This is a genomic window from Kordiimonas sp., from assembly GCF_048264555.1.
In the GTDB taxonomy this organism is placed as follows: Bacteria; Pseudomonadota; Alphaproteobacteria; order Sphingomonadales; family Kordiimonadaceae; genus Kordiimonas.
The window spans coordinates 66,926-85,390 of the sequence record NZ_JBLXCX010000002.1; the positions used below are offsets into that span (position 1 = coordinate 66,926).

General features: G+C 53.8%; 16 protein-coding genes. 6 read left to right on the forward strand and 10 right to left on the reverse strand.

Features of this window, described 5'->3' with window-relative positions:
• Positions 1-18 precede the first annotated feature (18 nt).
• Both ACN0XZ_RS05435 and ACN0XZ_RS05440 read right to left on the reverse strand, forming a co-directional pair.
• Entirely contained in the window at positions 19-2,199 is a 2,181-nt protein-coding gene (locus tag ACN0XZ_RS05435; RefSeq protein ID WP_417456715.1) for an ATP-binding protein, read from the reverse strand.
• Positions 2,200-2,474: 275 nt separating this feature from the next.
• Positions 2,475-3,062 (reverse strand): glycine zipper domain-containing protein, encoded by a 588-nt coding sequence (locus ACN0XZ_RS05440; RefSeq protein ID WP_417456716.1) that lies wholly within the window; start codon positions 3,060-3,062, stop codon positions 2,475-2,477.
• 231 nt (positions 3,063-3,293) lie between these two features.
• On the opposite strand from ACN0XZ_RS05440, the gene ACN0XZ_RS05445 reads away from it, so the two are divergent.
• The 3 genes from ACN0XZ_RS05445 to ACN0XZ_RS05455 all read left to right on the forward strand — a co-directional run bounded on the left by ACN0XZ_RS05445 (position 3,294) and on the right by ACN0XZ_RS05455 (position 5,770).
• Positions 3,294-4,472 (forward strand): sensor histidine kinase, encoded by a 1,179-nt coding sequence (locus tag ACN0XZ_RS05445; protein WP_417456717.1) that lies wholly within the window; start codon positions 3,294-3,296, stop codon positions 4,470-4,472.
• A 202-nt stretch (positions 4,473-4,674) separates the two neighbouring features.
• Positions 4,675-4,953: a hypothetical protein gene (locus ACN0XZ_RS05450; protein WP_417456718.1), complete on the forward strand. Its 279-nt coding sequence runs from the start codon at positions 4,675-4,677 to the stop codon at positions 4,951-4,953.
• A 61-nt stretch (positions 4,954-5,014) separates the two neighbouring features.
• Positions 5,015-5,770 carry an SDR family NAD(P)-dependent oxidoreductase gene (locus ACN0XZ_RS05455; protein ID WP_417456719.1) on the forward strand — a complete coding sequence of 252 codons (756 nt, stop codon included), beginning with the start codon at positions 5,015-5,017 and terminating at the stop codon, positions 5,768-5,770.
• Between the two features lie 52 nt (positions 5,771-5,822).
• On the opposite strand, the gene ACN0XZ_RS05460 is transcribed toward ACN0XZ_RS05455, so the two are convergent.
• From ACN0XZ_RS05460 to ACN0XZ_RS05480, 5 genes are all read right to left on the reverse strand, one after another.
• The gene (locus ACN0XZ_RS05460) at positions 5,823-8,498 is read right to left on the reverse strand and encodes a zinc-dependent metalloprotease (RefSeq protein WP_417456720.1); all 2,676 of its coding nucleotides are present in this window, start codon (positions 8,496-8,498) and stop codon (positions 5,823-5,825) included.
• 204 nt (positions 8,499-8,702) lie between these two features.
• Positions 8,703-9,047, reverse strand: coding sequence for a hypothetical protein (locus ACN0XZ_RS05465; protein WP_417456721.1), 345 nt, complete (start codon positions 9,045-9,047; stop codon positions 8,703-8,705).
• An 82-nt stretch (positions 9,048-9,129) separates the two neighbouring features.
• Positions 9,130-9,594, reverse strand: coding sequence for a DUF6702 family protein (locus ACN0XZ_RS05470; protein ID WP_417456722.1), 465 nt, complete (start codon positions 9,592-9,594; stop codon positions 9,130-9,132).
• A gap of 71 nt (positions 9,595-9,665) precedes the next feature.
• Positions 9,666-10,823, reverse strand: a complete 1,158-nt coding sequence (locus ACN0XZ_RS05475) for a GGDEF domain-containing protein (protein ID WP_417456723.1) — start codon at positions 10,821-10,823, stop codon at positions 9,666-9,668.
• Positions 10,824-10,996: 173 nt separating this feature from the next.
• Complete coding sequence (locus tag ACN0XZ_RS05480) at positions 10,997-13,393, reverse strand: M1 family metallopeptidase (protein WP_417456724.1); 2,397 nt, start codon at positions 13,391-13,393, stop codon at positions 10,997-10,999.
• A 203-nt stretch (positions 13,394-13,596) separates the two neighbouring features.
• Between ACN0XZ_RS05480 and ACN0XZ_RS05485 the strand changes: the two genes are divergently transcribed.
• The 3 genes from ACN0XZ_RS05485 to smpB all read left to right on the forward strand — a co-directional run bounded on the left by ACN0XZ_RS05485 (position 13,597) and on the right by smpB (position 15,753).
• A complete protein-coding gene (locus ACN0XZ_RS05485; RefSeq protein ID WP_417456725.1) occupies positions 13,597-14,139 on the forward strand; it encodes an EF-hand domain-containing protein in 543 nt (180 codons plus the stop codon).
• Positions 14,140-14,370: 231 nt separating this feature from the next.
• Complete coding sequence (dapA, locus tag ACN0XZ_RS05490; RefSeq protein ID WP_417456726.1) at positions 14,371-15,261, forward strand: 4-hydroxy-tetrahydrodipicolinate synthase; 891 nt, start codon at positions 14,371-14,373, stop codon at positions 15,259-15,261.
• Positions 15,262-15,264: 3 nt separating this feature from the next.
• Positions 15,265-15,753: an SsrA-binding protein SmpB gene (gene smpB, locus ACN0XZ_RS05495; protein WP_417456727.1), complete on the forward strand. Its 489-nt coding sequence runs from the start codon at positions 15,265-15,267 to the stop codon at positions 15,751-15,753.
• Between the two features lie 10 nt (positions 15,754-15,763).
• Here smpB and ACN0XZ_RS05500 read toward each other — a convergent pair whose 3' ends face one another.
• The 3 genes from ACN0XZ_RS05500 to ACN0XZ_RS05510 form a co-directional block, all read right to left on the reverse strand.
• Entirely contained in the window at positions 15,764-16,546 is a 783-nt protein-coding gene (locus tag ACN0XZ_RS05500) for a cyclic nucleotide-binding domain-containing protein (protein ID WP_417456728.1), read from the reverse strand.
• Between the two features lie 575 nt (positions 16,547-17,121).
• Positions 17,122-17,775 (reverse strand): uracil-DNA glycosylase, encoded by a 654-nt coding sequence (locus ACN0XZ_RS05505; RefSeq protein ID WP_417456729.1) that lies wholly within the window; start codon positions 17,773-17,775, stop codon positions 17,122-17,124.
• Between the two features lie 75 nt (positions 17,776-17,850).
• Complete coding sequence (locus ACN0XZ_RS05510; protein ID WP_417456730.1) at positions 17,851-18,450, reverse strand: NYN domain-containing protein; 600 nt, start codon at positions 18,448-18,450, stop codon at positions 17,851-17,853.
• Positions 18,451-18,465 lie beyond the last annotated feature (15 nt).

Genomic DNA, 18,465 nt, shown 5'->3' on the forward strand with positions numbered 1-18,465 from the left:
GGCCGCTTTTTTTGGCCGCTAGCTTGCGACCGAGCAAACAGCCTGCGCGATTGCGGCTTCAAGCTCCGCCTGATCAATCGGTTTGCCAACGCAGTCGTTCATGCCCGCCGCCAGATAAGAAGCCTTGTTTTCAGCGATCAGGTCAGCGGTAAGGGCGATCACCGGTATCCTGCCCTTATAGCCGGGAAGCTGACGGATCATTCTGGTTGCCTCAGGGCCCGAGACAAAGGGCATGCGCACGTCCATCAGGACGAGGTCGAAGTCCTCTTCTTTCACCTTTTCAACAGCTTGTTTGCCGTCGCAGGCAATCACACAGTCATGTCCCAGCTTTTTCATCAGCCCCTTGATGATCATCTGGTTGATTTCATTGTCTTCGGCCACAAGGATAGAAAGGGCGCGAACGTCCGGCAGGTGCATGTCGGCTGTGATGGTATTGTCTTCGATTTCGTCCTGCGGCACTGCCTCCTCATAGGGAATTGAAAACCTGAAACAACTTCCTTTACCCATTTCACTGGAGACGCTGATCTCACCGCCCATGCATTCAACCAGTCGTTTGCATACGGAAAGCCCAAGGCCGGTACCGTGATATTTGCGGCTGATGGAGGCATCGGCCTGAACAAAGTCCTGGAACAGTTTGGCGGCAGTGTCTTCGTTCATACCAATACCGGTATCGACCACTTTGAAGATCAATTGCTTCTTCTCGGCGTCATGCGCGCAAACGAGGCTGACATTGCCTTCGTCTGTAAATTTCACCGCATTTCCTACCAAGTTGACAAGAACCTGCCGCAGGCGTGTGGGGTCAGCCTTGACGATCTCTGGAAAACCCTCTTCCACATGTGCACTGATATGCAGCTTTGATTTTTTCTCAGGCGGGCAGGTCATGTAAAACAGGCGCACCACATCATCGGCAACATGCAGTGGGCGGAAGGAGATTTTCTCGATCACAAACTTGCCAGCATCGAGCTTGGAGAGGTCGAGGATATCATTGATGATGCGGAGGAGCGCTTTCCCGGTTTCCTTGATCCTTTTCACCTTGAAGAGGTTTTCTTCGGAAAGCTTGCCTTCCATCAGCATATCCGAAAGGCCAATGATGCCAGCCATTGGCGTTCTGATTTCATGGCTCATGGTGGCGAGGAAGCTGCTTTTTGCGTCGCTTGCCGCTAATGCTTCCCGTTCTGCAATGTGACGGTTTTTCACTTCCCGCAGCAGCCGATATAGGCCAGTACAATAAAGAGCCCCAATAATGGCGGCGATAAGCAGGATGGGGGCTACCTTTGCCCATCTTGCCTGCCACAATGTCTCAGCATCAATCATGGTGAGGGACTTAAGCGCGATGTTGTGCCGCACTGTTAAGGCGTCTGCCGCGACGGAAACCGTTTCCCATGTCCAGAGGCCGTCTGCCGTTTCATGCTGGCCGGATGAATTGACGGAGATGAGCGTCCAGGCATCTGGGTGTCTGGTTGCGAAGTTGTCTGTGTGGCCGAACATAAAGCCCCATTCGTCTTTAACGTCGGTGGCTTTTAGCCAATAGCCATCAGAATTCAGCAGTAGTTGGTCATTTGTCGTGGAAAACTGCGCGAGATGGTCCAGCATTTCCTGCGCACCGATATTCAGCACAAAGATACCGTTTGGCTCACCCGCGCGAGTGAACACACGAAGTGCCATCCTGACAACAGGCACATAAGGGACCTGAATTTCTTTATTTTCAACGTTCAGATCCAAGGGAGAAACATATAATTCGTTCCGCCCCAACGTAAGGCCCATCTGCACGTATGAGCGCTCGCTTTTGTCTTGAAGGGCGGTTGTGGGCACAGCGAAAGCAGTGTCGTGATCGCGCCGATCAACGCGGGCACGCTCCAAGCCGTCCTCACCTATCCATCTTGCTTGCAGATATTCTGGATTCCTGAGGAGGAGGGTTTTAAAAGCGTTTTCGATTTGCGGGTCTTTTGAACCATCCACGGTTTGAAAAGCGTTTTGAGCCGCGCCCTCCAGCAGTGCTATGCTGCGGACATGGCTTGCGGGCTTCGCCAGAGCTTCCCGCAGATACTGGCTGGTTAGCTTCACGGACAACTGCTCGCCCGACCCGAGTTGGGTATTGACTGCCTCAATCGCCAGCTTGGCTGCAAATGTGGCACCTAACGCTATTATGAGTAGGCCAAGGGTGAGCCAAAACAGGAAGTTTTTTCTGAAGCGCGACATAAACCGGGTGAGTTACCTTTTGCGTGATGGGTCAATGTTAACTCTACACACGATATCACTTTTCTCAGCAGCTTGAAGGTATCGTTAAAATCCTAACAAAATAAAAAGAGACGGTAACTTCTAGCAGGTGTGTTTCACCATAACGTGATGCAAGCCGGGTTTCTATCTTTTAAACCATTACTTTAAGAGGTGCGAAAAAAGAAACAGCGCTAGGGGGTTGAGGCCCTGGCGCTGTTGATTCTTTTCAGCCAAAAATGGCAAATTGATTAGGACTCCTAATTATATGTCGGCTGGGTATCCGTGCCGCTCGGCTCGATCACATCGTCTTCGCCAAAGGGTTCCATCGCGGGTACAGGCTCATAGCGGGTTGGGCCGTTGCCGCGATTGTCTTCATAGGCGCTATGATCAAGGATCACCCGGCTACGATCGCGTGAGAACACCACCATCACAGGCGTGCCTTCCGCGAAGGGATGCCTGTCCTGCTGAACGATGGAGATCAGGGAGCCGCTTTCCGTGCGGATCATATATTCAAAACCGCTTTTACGCCCGGCTGATTTATCAATGCTGTTACCAAGCAGCCCGCCGAGAAGTGCACCACCGATGGCGCCAATAACATTCTCAGCACCGCTGTTGCCGATGGTGGAACCAGCGGCGGCACCAACACCAACACCAACGGCTGTGCCAACACCGCTTTCGCTGTTGATCTCTACCCAGCGGTAGCTGTCCACCACGCCACGTTCCACACGGCGGGCTTCGCCAACTGCATGGGCATCATACCGGTGTGGTGACATATTCTGTGTGCAGGCCGTTGTTACCAGGGCGAGCGGCAGCAGTGCTGCGATTTTTTTATATGTGGGTTTCATGCTCTTTTGTCCTCACTTGCTTTCCTCCGGTCAAAGCTGCGCGCTGAAAGCGACCAAATGAAGGCATTCTGGGGGTCAATCTTCGGCGTCCAGTATGGCAGACGGGCCTGAATAGGCGATGAACACGGCCCGCGCACCGGCGGCGCGAGAAAATTTTCAGCCATCTTCCAGATTGTCATGTTTGCGTAATGCTTTGTCTGCATCTTGACCGATAAGTTAGGAAGAGACTGTATGAGTAACCCAAATATTATTTCCATGCCCATCCCGCCGGTCCCGCCTCATGCAACATGTGGCGAGGTATATGAGCGTTTTCATACAGAGCCAGACCTCGTGGCCATTCCTGTTGTTACCGGCGATAAACCAGTCGGCCTTCTCAAGCGTATTGATTTCCTGATCAAACTCGCGGACCGCTATGGCCGCCCGCTTTATGAAAAGCGCCCTGTAGCCGAGTTGATGGACAGCAACCCGCTGGTTATTGAGCACACAGTAGCGCTTGACCAATTGAACAAAACGTTGGTGGGCGAGAATAAGGACTCCTTGCAGGCGGGTTTCATCGTGGTTGAGAATGGTGCCTATGTAGGCATCGGCACGGCTTATACGCTTTTGAAGGTGAACATGCAGCGCGCTGAACAGCGCATGCGCGACCTGGACGTTGCACGCATGGAAGCGGAAGCCGCCACAAGGGCGCGCACCCAGTTCCTCGCCAACATGAGCCACGAGCTGAGAACACCGCTCAATGCCATTATCGGCTTCGCAGATTTTATCATGAGTGAAAATGCCCGTGGGCGGGATATCAGCAACCATCAGAGCTATATTTCCGACATCAGAGATAGCGGTTCCCACCTTCTGGGCATGATCAACTCGATCCTCGATCTCTCAAAACTTGAAGCCAGCGCTTTTGTGCTCAGGGAGGACTATGAGAGCCCACGTGAGATTGTGGAACAGGTGGTGCGCATGATGGAAGGCATGGCGAAAGCGCGTAACATCACGCTCAAGCACACGTCAGATGCCCATAATTTTGACCTCTTTGGTGATATTCAGGTCATCAAGCAGGTGCTGATCAACCTGATCTCCAACGCGATCAAGTTTTCACCGGAAGGCTCGACGGTGGTGATCAATGAACAGGTTGACCCATGGGGGCGTATCGCCTTTTGTGTGTGCGATAGCGGCCCAGGCATGGCGCCAGATGTGCTCAAGCGGGTGATGCAGCCTTTTGTGCAGGCGGATAGTGGCCTTGCCCGCAAGCACGACGGAACGGGGCTCGGCCTGCCGCTCGTGAAGGCGTTTGTTGATGCGCACGGCGGTGAGTTTATCCTCAAAAGCAGGGTGGGTGAGGGTACAGATGCCAAGGTGGTATTCCCCCGCGACCGGTGTATAGAACACAACACCGCGCAATACGCTGTTATCTAAATTTGTGGGTGCCCCGAATAATTGAGGGCTGAGGGTGCGCATTCTGTTTCAGGGTGCGCATTTTTTTGTTATGGTATTTTCATCAACCAGCCCGAAAGAGGCTGTTTTGCTGTCCGCTAGAATAAAAATGCCTGTGTGGACCTGCGGTTAATCCGCAGGTGCGAGAGGTGCGCGTGTGCCATCTCACGGACGGAGCAAAGGCATGGGACAGAAAGACAGGGATTTATATGACTATATAGCTGACCGGTTGGCCAAGGCGGAGGCGGGGGCAGCCGACGCCCTTTATGATCTTGGGCTTTTATACTCTACCGGCCACGGGGTGGACCGGGACTATATAGAGGCCCACAAATGGTTCAATCTTGCCGCTATCAGGGGCGTGAACCGCGCCGAGGTTGACCGGTGCGAACTGGCCCGCGACATGGATATGCGCGATATCGCGGAAGCCCAGCGGCAGGCCCGCAAGTGGCTCAGCACGCATTGAGCTTTCAACCGTAGCCATTTGATCTGGCTTCGATATACTGCCTCAAAATCGGAGAGGCAGTATGATCAACCTTCACGGACAAACTATTCTGGTAACCGGTGCGTCGCGCGGCATTGGGGCAGCGGCGGCGAGTGTGCTTTTGGCTGCGGGAGCCAATGTGGTTGGCTCATATGCCCGTGCACCGGGCAAGCTGACGGCGTTGCAGGCCGAGTATGGCACTGAGCGCCTTCATATAGTGCAGTCTGACCTTGGCACCAAAGGGAGTGCCACTGCGCTTTGGGAAACGGCGGAAGGGTTCAAAGGCCGTATCCATGGTTTGGTAAACAATGCGGGTGTGATGCCTGAGACGCCGATTACAGCGTCTGATGATATATGGGCGGACGATTGGGCCCATGTGATGGCGGTGAATGTTCAGGCTGTAGCTGACCTCTGCCGCGCGGCCATCCTCCATTTCAAAGAGGCGCAAGGCGGCCGCATTGTCACCATCTCAAGCCGGGCTGCCTTCAGGGGCGACGGGGCTGACTTTATGCATTATGCCGCCAGCAAGGGGGCTGTGGTATCGCTCATGCGCTCCATCGCGCGCGCTTACGCAGGCGAGGGCATATATGGTTTCACCATCGCACCGGGTTGGGTGAAGACGGATATGGCCGCGGTTGCATATGAGCCGGGAAATGAAGGCATGCTCAAGGAAATCCCGATGGGCGATGCTGCGCCGCCAGAAAATATCGCCAATATGGCCGCGTTTCTCCTCTCGGGGCTTATTGACCACGCAACCGGCGGTACTTTCGATATCAATGGGGCCAGTTACGTCCACTAATATAAAAACGGCGGCCAAAAGCCGCCGTTTTCCATACCCATAAGGGCTTACATTAAGATTCGTGTACCTCAAGCGCCTTGTCGATCAGGAAGGCGATATGGTCACGGTGTGCCCGGGTGGCAGCATCACCACGCCAGCGTGCCATGGCTCCCTTGAGCGTTTTCAGGTTCGAGAAGGCATTTGACTGCGCGATAAAGTCATAATCGTTGCTCCCCAGAATTGAGATCAGCATATTCACATACATGATCTGCAGTTCTTGCCGGAAGCTGTTCACCGCACCCCGGCTATCATCCTGGAAGATTGCGTCCGTGAGATCAGACATCACCTCGGTCACGTTATAGGTATTGCCATATAGCGCGGAATCCGTGATCCGCATGAGGGTACGCGGGTGCAAGAGATGGGACAGGATATCAGCCTGAATGGACGCCGCGCGGCCGTGCACTTTTGGATCTTCCGTACCACCATAGTGGAAGAAACCCCTGCGCTGGATCGCCAGTGACTGGAAGAGCATAGGGTCGGCGGCAAAAGCATCCGGCGCAAAGATATAGTCGCGCAGCAGCTTCATGGCCTGTTTCTGCTTTGCATCTTCCACCGGGCGGTAGGGCGCCTCAGCCCCTTTCTGGCCTTGCACTGCCCGGTCGACATATACGCCGCCGATATAACGCGACGCCACCCGGCCTTGCCACGCCATATCGCCCGTGAGGATCAGATAGGCATTTCTAAGCTCCTGATAGCTTTCGCCTTCTTCAGCAAATTTGCTGCGCAGTTTGCTCATGGCATCACGATCAAGCTTCAGCCTGTCTTCCGCGAACTTCACTGCGTCGTCGGTCATGTCGTAGATGTTTACGCGGGGGTCGATACCGCGCCCGGGTGCGCGCATATCATCTGCGTCATTGCCGAAAACGAGTGCTTTTTCGGTTGAACGGGCCAAATGGGCAGCCATTTTTTCCGGGTCGTCCAGATCGGGGTCATACCCAAACTGGATTGCCCAGATGTCGTAGGTGCCGGGGCGAACCGTGTAGTAGTGGGCTTGTTTCTTGCCGGGAGGGGCGAAGTTGATGCTGGGATAATCCATCACCGACCCGGCGAGGCCATCGCCCTGTGCACTTATATCATGTGCTTCCGAATAGGCGCGTGCCTGTGTTGCCTTCATATTGTGGTTGAGGCCGAGCGTATGGCCAACTTCATGCAACATCAGGTAATAGATCGACTCTTCAACCAGTTCCTCACTGGCCTCGGGTCCTGAAGCCATCACGGTGTTCAGGGTTTTGCCTAGCATGTTATTGAGTTGCAGGTGCCCGGCCATAGAGCAGTTACGTTCATGTGCACGAAGTTGCTCCATAAAGGATGCAGTTTCATCAGGTGTTTCCATGGTGCCAAGGGCAGCGGTTTCAAACACTTTGCTCGCGTTCATGCGATTGGTCAGGAAGGTATACTCGAGCATGATGTCCGCGCCGAGGATCTGGCCTGTGCGCGGGTTGGTGAAGCTGGGGCCGTAGCCACCAAAAGGTGGTTGCGGGCTGGATGTCCAGCGCAGCACATTGTAGCGGATGTCGCCAGCGTCCCACTCGGCATCATCAGGCTGAATTTTGACCTGCACCGCATTCTTGAAACCCGCTTGTTCAAACGCGATGTTCCATGCCTCAACCGCTTTTTTGATGGTAGGGCGCAACTCCACCGGTGTGGTGTTTTCAATCCACCATACGATGGGCTCAACCGGCTCCGAAAGCTCCGCGTTTGGATCTTTTTTCACCAAATTCCAGCGGTTGATCATGTCGCGCCATGGTGTTGCCTCCCGGCTGGTCATGTCGTTCACATAGTCAACAAAATACCCGACACGAGCGTCATCGAAGCGCGGCTTGAAATCATTCTCGGGCATCGCGAGAAAAGTATGTTGCATCTTCACCGTGACGTTGCGCGCATCAGTAATCTCAAAACCGTTGCCATAGTTCAGCGGCGTTGGGTTGCTGTACACATAATCAACCGTGACGGCGGTGTTTTCCGGGTAGTTCTTGACCTCGGAAATTTTTGTTTTTGAGCCTGAAAGCTTTCCAAGGTTAAAAGCTTCCCAGGGCTTTTGGCGTGGGTTGCCAGTAGGTTTCACCTGATCAAACGTTTCGGCTTTGAAAAGGCCGTCAGCCTTTATGAGGAAGCTATTCCCGTCCTCAGATTTCGCAACAATGTTGTGCACTGAAATACTGGCTGGGCTGATATTAGCGCTAGCCGCACGTGAGATGGCGTTGTCAGGATCAAAATAGAAGTATGGGTTCACTTCCAGAAATTCGATCTTGTCGAAATGTTTGGTGATCTTGAAAACTTTTTGGTTGCGGTACTGACCCCGGAAATGTCCGCCCTCGACCACACCATCCGCAGTGTGGGAGAAATAGATGAATTCCTTGTCCAGTTGATCAGCCCGGATCTCCATCTGCAGTGTGCCCTTTTCAGGGTCTTGGTACAGTTTGAAAAGCCCGTCCATGGCAGTCTGGTCTTCAACCAGATCCGCAATGGTTTTCTCTTTTTTCTTTTTGTCTTTTTCTTCTTTGTCGCCAGCTTCTTCACTGTCTTCAGTACCCGAGCTTTCAGTGTCGGTTTCGGCCTTGTCATCCTGCTTTTGCACAGGTGGTTTTGCTGGTTTTTCGTCTTGAGCGCTTAGCGGCGTTACAGCTGTCAATGCACCAAGCGCGACGCCAGCAAGAAGCATGCGGACGTTCTTTTCAAGGTCTATCACCTTTTTTCTCCCTGTTTATTGATGGCCCAATCATTGTTGGCATAGGGGCCACCCCTCGTGTGTCCATGCGGTATTTGCCGCCACGCGGGGGTTCTGTGAAGTTTGGGTTGAGTGGTGCGGGCGAGTCAATGCCCGGCATGTCACTTTGTCGTGCCGGGCGCTCGTTTTATCGCTTTTGCGGGAAGTGTGGCAGGTTGGCGCCGATCAGCGGTCCGCTTTTACGGCCTTTTCAAACTGCGGCAGGAAGGCGTCACAGCCGCCTTCTGGCGCCTTTACGCTGAGAGCAGCGAGCAGGTTTTTAAACTCAATTGCTGCCGACACCTTGTCATATTCATCTTGCGCAAGTGCTGCAATCTTGCCTTCGCTTTTGCCGATAAACTCGTCTACCAGCTCTTCGTCTGCTTTACAAAAACGAGCGCCGCCCGCGATGCGGGCAGTGTCACGCGCAACCTGCAGCGCACTTTCCTGAGCGAGTGCAGGGGAGGCAAAACCAATGCTTGCCGCGAGGAAAACCAATGAGACTGTCGTTGTTTTTTTGTTGGCTACCATTGCTATTCTCTCTGTTAACGGTTCCGAACATTAACCACCCAAATTATGGCAGGCAAGTGTTGAAAGTGGGCTGAGATAGAGGTTACTGGAACGAAAGTGTGGCCGGGCCCGTGCCTGTGCGGATTTCACCGCCCTTGCGTACACCGTCTATGGTCGCCATCACGGAGTTTACCTGTCCGGGCAATTCGTCAATGAAAAGACCATTCATGAAGGTGATTTCCTTCGGCTTTGTTGGCCAGTCGGCTTCCATATAGAAGAAGATCGTTTGGCCCTGCATTTCCATGCCCAGATACTCTAGCTCCACAAACTCACCATCGAGTTTAATAGCCAAAAGTTTCTTCGCCAGCGGGCCAACGGCGGCTTCCAGCTTGGGGAAATCATCCTCGCTCAGGAAGGTCAGGCGCTCACCAAGGTCCAGCGAAAGGCGCGCCTCAAGCTCATGGGCATGAAGCTGGGTGGTCAGTTCAATGGATTTATCATCCTCATTCCACTCGATAGTGGTGAAGGTGGTGTAGACATTATGGGCATATGTGGCGGATGCGATCACGCAGGAAAGCAAGATTGCAAATTGGAATCGGAGACAAGCCAGATAGCGCATAAGGGGACCCAATATTAGGATTAGCTGGAGGCATATTCGAAACCAACCACGCGGTTCCGGCCGTATGTTTTGGCGCTATAGAGCGCTTGGTCAGCCCGGTCTAGGGCTGGTTCGATAGTAATCTCGTTCGCGAGCCACTGGGCCACGCCGATGCTGGCGGTGAAGCGGAACTTCTCGTCATCACTGACCGTTTGGTGGTGCGCGGTTTGCCTGCGAACCTGTTCCGCGATGCGGATGGCTTCGTCCTGTGTGATGCCGGGCAGGATAGCCGCGAATTCCTCGCCCCCCATGCGCCCAACAAAACCCTGTTCACCCACGCCTGAGCTTATGATATTGGCAAAATCACGGATCGCAACATCACCGGCTGCGTGGCCATAGGTGTCGTTTACCCGCTTGAAATGGTCGATATCCATCATCAGGACCCAGATTTCCGCGCCGTCCTGCGCGTCACTCACAGCCTGTTCGCCAAGGGCGGTGAAGCGCCTGCGGTTATAAAGCCCCGTGAGCGAATCTGTATTTGCGAGCCGTGTAAGCTCCGCCTGTTTGGCTTCAAGCTCCGCTTTGGCGTGATAAAGCTGTTCTGCCATCTCTGCGGTGCGGGCGGCGTCAGCTTCCACCATCGTGCGGTGCATGGCGCTGTCACTGTCGGCCAGTTGCATATGGGTGATGTCGCGCAGCAGCCAAAGCCGGTGGCCGTGCTTTTCAAGTGGCCGGGTGGTGCGCTCGATAGTGCGCCCATCGCTCAGGTATAGGAGCTCAGAAAACTGTATGTCCGGTGAGGATAGGACCGCTTCAACCACCTGATCAGCCTGGCTGCGATCATTCAAGCTGCCATGCCATTCGTCGAACAGCGCTTTCACGTTTTTGCTGGCGTTCAGGCCGTCGAACAATGTTTTTGCGGCTGTGTTGATGATGCGGATATGGCCGTTTACATCCGTGACCACAACAGCGTCGGGCAGGTTGTTGGGGTCCAGCATCGGCTTTTCAGCCGAGGTTGCTTTTTGGCGTGCAACCTTCATTTCCATAAGGTGAAAAACGGTAAGAGCCGCAACTACAGCAATACCAAGCGCAAAAAGGACCGGGCCGACACTTCCGTCTGAACCCAAGCCTTTCGATAGCGCCAGAAGTGCGATTGCACCCAACCCCAAAACCGCTTTGACCGTTGCCCGAATAGCCATGTATTGCGCGCTTTGCCTCCAATCCCTGATGGGGAAGGGACCCCATGACCGTCCCTTTGTCAAGGGACTAAACCCGATAAGTTGTTATGCCCCTCGCTGACACCCAAAAGAAAAGGGGGCGAACCCCCTTTTATCACTCTATTCTGTGTCGAAAATCAGACGCGCCACACTAATTATTGCGGCTCACTGTCTTCAGCTTCATCACCCTTTGCTTCTTCAGCTTCCTGCGTTTCAAGATACTCTTTCATCAGGTTGCGCTGTTCAGCGCGGCGCTTATATAGCTCGACACGAGATACATGCGGTTTTGGAGGCCATACGTTGTTGGCTTTCTCCGCGTCTGCAATCTCGTTGTAGGGGTCAAGCGTGACAGATTTGATTTTCATGTCACGTACAAGGACCTTGGTGGCGTGCTTGGCATCGCTCCGCCAGATTTCAGCAGCCACACGAACTTCTTCATGGCTGCCGTCTTCAAACTCTACATCAAGCACAAGTGGCATAACGAGGCCGCCGATGTTTTCAAAGTCGATGAAATAGAGTTCATGGCCGAATTTCAGCAGTTCTTTCTGCCAGTCCTCCAGCCCCTTCAGCATGCCAGCATAGGCATCCTTCTGGGCTTTGGTGACGATGAAGTCATCGTTTTCGTTGTAGAAGTCCAGCAGTTCCGGGAAACGGTCCACACGGCGTGGCATGCCGTCTGCCTTGTTGCGCATCTCAGCAATATACCGCTGCGCCTCAAGGTCTTCCTCGCGTTTGAACTGGTTTTCCACTTCCGGGTCACCGGTGTTGATCTGCGCATGGGTCAGGCCCGTAACGGCGATATCAACGTGATCGGTGGTGTAGAACCAGCCGCGGAAGAACCAATCAAGGTCTTTGCCGCTGGCGTCTTCCATGGTGCGGAAGAAGTCAGCCGGGTATGGACGCTTGAACTTCCAGCGCTGGGCATACTCCTTGAAGGCAAAATCAAACAGTTCACGGCCCATAACCGTCTCGCGCAGTATGTTGAGCGCAACAGCAGGCTTGGTGTAGGCGTTTGGGCCGTAACCGATAATGCTGTCGCTCTGGGTCATGATGGGCGTTTGGTCAGGCGATACCATATAAGGGATGGCTTCTTTCGCGCGGCCATAGCGAGATGGATATTCTACTTCCCACTCACGCTCAGCTTGGCTCTGGAGGAAGCTGTTGAGGCCTTCATCCATCCAAGCCCAGTTCCGTTCGTCAGAGTTGACGACCATCGGGAAATAGATATGCCCGATTTCGTGAATGATAACGGAAATCAGGCCGTATTTTGCCCGTTTGGTATAGGTGCGGACTTCTTCGCCGTTATCTTTTTTCTCGATCACCGGGCGTGGGCCGTTTGATGTGATCATCGGATATTCCATACCGCCGCCGATGGGGCCGTTTACAGACCATGCAACGGGGTAGGGATACTCGAATGAGTAGCGGCTATAGGTATCAAGCGTATGCGCGATGGAATGTGTGGAGTATTTATCCCAAAGCGGCATGGCTTCATCGGGGTAAAGCGACATAGCCATGACTGTGCGACCGCTCTCCGGCATTTTTACGCCAAGGGCATCCCACACAAACTTGCGAGATGAGGCAAAGGCGAAGTCACGAACATTCTCGGCCTTGAAGTGCCAGGTTTTGGTTTGGTCTGTGCCTTCTTTCTCGTTCTCAAGCGCTTCCTCGTGGGTCACGATGAAAACGGGTCGTTCGGCTGTTTTGGCTTCTTCAAGCCGCTTCCGCTGGTCTGCGGTCAAAACATCCTTTGGGTTTTGCAAGACACCGGTTGAGCCGATGATGTGATCAGCAGGTACTGTGATTTCTACATCATAGTCGCCGAACTCAAGCGTAAACTCACCTGTACCGAGGAACTGCTTGTGTTCCCACCCCGCGAGGTCGGTGTAGGCTGCAAGGCGCGGGAACCACTGCGCAATGAAGAAAATATCGTTGCCATCGCGCTTATAGGGCTCATACCCGCCACGGGCGCCCATGGCTTTGCCCTCAGGAATGTTGAACCACCAGTCGATATCAAACTCGAATTTTTCACCGGGCTTGAGCGGCTTATCCAGGTCGATCCGCATCATCGTATCGTTGATGGTGTAGCGAACGTCCTTGCCGCCCGATTTCACTTTGGTGAGCTGGAAGCCCCAGTCTTCAAACTCGGTCCGCGCCAGAAAGCGCATGGTGGAGTAGGAGAGTTTTTTGGAAGCTTTCCGACCCATCTCCATGGTGGTGTAGGCGTCGGAGTGTTTTGAAAAACGGTTCTGGTCAAGCTGAAGCCAGAGGTAGCTCAGAGTGTCGGGCGAGTTGTTCTGATAAACAACATGTTCCGAGCCCGTGATGGTGCGCTCTTTCTCATTGAGCGCAACTTTGACCTTATAGTCTACCTCTTGCTGCCAATAGGCGTGGCCCGGTGCACCTGAGCCTGTGCGGTAAACGTTTGGTGTAGGAAGGTGTTCTTCCAGCTGTCTGAATTTATCTTCGAAGTCGCCCTTGGTTTGTTTGACGGCTTCCGCATGTGCCACCTGCAGCCCCAGGCTAAGCGACAAAACGATCCCCATGAAACGCATGTTTCAAGTCCCTTTTTTTGTTGTGAGTGTTGTCCTCGTCTTAAACGTCAGGCGAGAAGTTATGGCACAAATAGCCTAGGGGCAAGGTTTAGAGCGAAACTTTCCCAAGAATGTGAAACGAAAAACGAAGGGGGTGTGGATATCGCCGCGTAATAGGGGTGTAGGCACAGAGACTGAGCCAAATAGAAAAAGGATATACAGCGATGAAAACATCAACAAAGGTTATCAGTGTAGCACTCGCGGCTCTTATCACTTCGCAGGCCCAGGCCGGTGATCGGGGTGAACGTTTCAAGGAAGCGGATGCGGACGGCAACGGCGTCATCACCTATGAAGAGATGATGGCAACCGTAAAGACCAAGTTTGCCAAGTTTGACAAAAACGGCGACGGCTATCTTGAGCTTGCCGAACTGCCGAAAGAAATGCCGATCCCGGAGCATATGGAAAAGCGTATGAAGCGCCATATGGAGCGCATGGAAGAGCGTGCGGAAGAAAACGGCCATGATTTCGACCCCGAGAAAATGGGCGACAAGTGGAAACCAACCCGGATCAAGTTTATCGCCCGGCATGACCGCGACGGTGATGAAAAGGTCTCGGTAGATGAGTTTGCGTCCGGCGCCGTACGTCACTTCAAACGTGCTGATGTGAACGGAAATGGTGAAGTCACGAAAGACGAAATCAAGGAAGCCATGAAACAAAGGTTTGGCAAAAAGGGCAAAGGCCATCGCGATCGCGGTTGGCGTCGCTAGGGCTTAATCCCTTATCGGGAAAGTTCACACTCCTTTCCGCCAAAATGCGCGCTGCTCCTTATCGGGCGTTGGTCAATACCAACCAAAGAAGGGCGGCGCGCAAGCATTTCTATCGGGCTGGCGTAAGAAAAATCGCGTAACCTTAGGCCGCAAGCGCGCGCAAGCTATTGCCCTTTCAGGGGCTCGGCGCTAGGGTGCGCGATATTTTTGTACTGCAAGAGGCTTACCCCAATGCTTAAAGGCTCCATTCCTGCTCTTATCACCCCGTTTACTGACGAAGGCGACGTGGCTTATGACACGTTCCAGAAGTTTGTAGACTGGCAGGTGAAACAGGGCTCGCACGGTTTGGTACCTGTTGGCACAACAGGTGAAAGCCCAACCCTGAGCCACGAAGAACACCGCAAGGTTGTTGAGCTTTGTGTTGAGGCCGCTGGTGGCCGTGTGCCGGTGATCGCAGGCGCGGGCTCCAACAACACCCGTGAAGCCATCAGCTTGATGGAGCACGCCCAGAAGGTGGGGGCCGATGCGGCGCTTGTTGTAACGCCTTATTATAACAAACCCAGCCAGGCAGGCCTTTATGCGCACTTCAAGGCGCTGCATGATGCCTGTGACCTGCCAATTGTTATCTATAACATTCCTGGTCGCTCTGTTGTGGATATGGGCACGGGCACAATGGCTGAGCTTTTTGAGCTGCCGCGTATCATTGGCCTCAAGGACGCGACCGGCGATCTGGACCGTGTGGCCAGCCAGCGTGCAGCCATGGGGCCAGATTTCATCCAGCTTTCGGGCGAAGACGCAACAGCGCTCGCGTTCATGGCAATGGGCGGGCACGGCTGTATTTCGGTGACCGCAAACGTGGCGCCAAAACTGTGTAGCCAGTTCCAGGAAGCCTGCATGGCGGGTGATTATAAGACGGCTCTTAGCCTTCAGGATAAACTGCTGGACCTGCACCGCTGTATGTTCCTTGAGCCGAGCCCGGCACCCGCGAAATATGCAGGCTCCCTGATTGGTATTTGCAATGACAATGTTCGCCTGCCACTGCTGGCTGCGACCGATACAGCGCGCTCGTTCATCGCGGCAACGATTGCAGAACTAGGGCTTGATCCGGTCGATCTGGGATAATTAATGGCCGGTAAGAATAAAAATCAGAAGAAATCCCTGCCTTCACGCGTTGCGGCTGATAACCGCAAGGCGCGGCACCTCTTTCATATTGAAGAGGAGCATGAGGCGGGTATTTCCCTGCGCGGGACCGAGGTGAAATCCCTGCGCTCGGGGGAAGGCAATATCCGCGAGAGCTATGCCGAGGAAAAAGACGGCGAGCTGTGGCTCGTAAACGCCTATATCCCTGAATTTTCGCACGGCAACCGCTTCAACCATGAGCCGCGCCGCCCACGTAAGCTCTTGATGCACAAGCGTGAAATCTCGAAGTTGGGCGGCCTGATCCAGCGTCAGGGTTATACGCTCGTACCGCTTAAGATCTATTTTAACGATCAGGGGCGGGCGAAGGTCCTTATTGGCCTTGGTAAAGGTAAAAACGTGCGTGATAAACGCGAGGACGTGAAGCAGCGGGACTGGGACCGCCAGAAGGCTCGCTTGATGAAAGAAATGGGCTAGGCTAACGTTTCTAAAGGTCATCCTTAGGCGGAATCATAATCAGAAACCGCACCGGGCTGTCTGGCCCACCTGCAATCACATGGTTCCTGCCAGTACGCAGTTTTGCTGTGGCGTTCATGGCATATTTGCTGAGCTTTTCACCGTTCACGAGCGTGCCTTGCATTGAGCCAAGGTCTCTGATCCATAGAGCGCCGTCCCGCCTGACAATCTCAAAATGATTATCCGTGAGTTCATGCACGCCTTTCAGCGGCACCTTGAGGCTGGTGGCACCAATGACGCAGTGACCATCGGCTGTGGCGATGTTGCCAACCGTGAAAGGAAATTCTTCCAGCTCTACAAAGGTCAGAAGTTTGTCTGCCACCATGCGGGAGTGGCCTTCAATGGTGGGTTTGGTGCTCTTGAAATGATGCGCTTTGGGCTCTGTTGTGCCTTCAATCGCTTCCTTGATCGCGTAGGAACTACGCAGGCGCGTAGCCAGTGTGTGCACCACGTGACGTACAAGCGGGTCAGCAAAGCTTTTGCGGAAGGCATCGGCGGTAATAAAAAGGGCGTTAGTGGCTTTTGACGCCTTTGCGGTAACAGAATGTCGTTTGCGCTCAATAACGCTGACTTCCCCGAGCAGTTCCCCGCCACGCAGGCTTGCGATATGGTGGCCGGTGTCGCCTTCATGGCGCCATATCTCCACCTGCCCATCAAGGATCATATAGACCCCCTCTGACGCGCTCTCCTGTTCGTAGATCGTGTCACCTGCCTTGAACTGGACCTGTTCGCCCATCTGTCCGGTATCAGCCACGGTCATGTCCCCTTGGTTCCCCTATGGGTTGATTGCCCGAGTCTATCGCGAAATCGAGGGGCTGGCAATCGAGACGCATATCGCTAAGTCCATAAAAACAGGTGGTTAATTCAACATATAGTGGTTTTAGGCGAATTTTAAGGAATTTCTGGTGAGCTAAAACTGCCTTGATGAGAGCAGATAGAGTATCGCACCTGTCGGGGCCAACAAACGCAGTGCAACGCAGACATGTTCCTCCCCCTGATGTCTGCGCCTTTGATTAAAGGGATACTTGCATGCGAGCGCCCCAGAGTTTTTCGGGCGCACCGTGATGTGATGGAGAGCGGCACACAGGCGCCCCTATAACCTGTAAAGCCGCAGGCCGAACCAGACACGTAGCCAGTTTGGGTTGGCGCGAGATGATCCTGTCACACACGACTGGCTTTCGAGCCGGAAAGAGATGGCAAACGAGCTGGTGGCCGCCTGAGCAACGGGTTACCTCTCATACGCCCGAACTAGGTTATTGTTCTGAGTATCACGCTAATATCTGTTTCGAGTAGAGATGGCGGTCACCCCTGGTGCCGCCATTTTTGCGTTCAGTTCTCAAGGGCTATTTTCGTTTCCATCAATGCTTCCATGAACATGGTTTCCGTTAACCGCCCGGTGTTCACATTATAGCGTGAGCAGTGATAACTATCGATGAGGGTAAGCCCATTAGGCAGCAGGTGCTTGGCCTTGTGCGCGAAGGGATAGGCAGCAAGCCGAAAGCCGAAGTTCCTGAGCGTGGTGTCATGTGCGACCTTGCCGAGCGCAAAAAGTACCTTCAGCTTGGGCAGGGCATCAAGCCGCGCCATAAGGTATGGCCTGCAGTTATTTACTTCTGCACCGATAGGTTTGTTTTCAGGTGGCACACAGCGCACCGCGTTGGTGATCATCACATCATGCAGCTCAAAGCCGTCATCAGGCCGGTTTTCATTTTGCCCGTTTGACCAGCCCATCGCGGTCAGGCATCTGAACAAAAGCTCACCAGAAAAGTCGCCCGTGAAGGGGCGGCCCGTCTTGTTTGCTCCTTTGAGACCAGGCGCGAGGCCAATAACGAGTATTCGGGCCTGTTCATCCCCAAAACTTGCAACGGCGCCGTTGAAATAGTCGGGATAAGCCTTTTTGTTTGCGCGGCGGAAGGCAACAAGGCGAGGGCACAGGCTGCAATCTGGTTTTGGCTCAGGCGGTATTGTCTTGAGGCGGGGCATGGTGTCCCTACAGTCTGACGGTCAATATAAAAAGGCGGCTACGGGGCCGCCTTTATGGTTTTTAGCGCGAGTATCTTATGCGCTTTCAAGCTGTTCTTCATACCCGGCATCGAACGGGGCAGGGGCGTCAGCGCGGCGTGGGCCGCCGCCCTTGCGGCCAATAATACCGCGCAGGTCTTCAAGGTCCACAAACTGGTCCGCTTGCCGCCTTAACTCATCTGCAATCATCGAAGGCTGTGTCGAGTTGGAGCTTACCACCGTGGCCCTCACACCGCGGCGCTGCACGGCCTCAAGGAGGCGGCGAAAGTCCCCATCGCCTGAGAACAGGATAACATGGTCAAGCGCTTCAGAGATATTAAGCATATCCACAGCGATCTCGATGTCCATATTGCCTTTGATTTTGCGGCGGCCATGTTCGTCGGTAAATTCCTTCACCGGCTTGGTCACCAGCGTGAAGCCGTTATAGTCCAGCCAGTCAATGAGCGGGCGCAGGGGAGAATATTCCTGATCCTCCAAAATCGCCGTATAGTAGAAAGCCCGGATCAACCGACCCTGCTCGGAGAAGTGAGCGCGGAGGCTTTTATAATCAATTTCCATGTCTAGCGCGCGGGCGGTGGCATATAAGTTGGCACCGTCAATGAAGAGCGCAGTGCGTTCCTCTGGATAGAAAATCATCGCTGGTCCAATCAC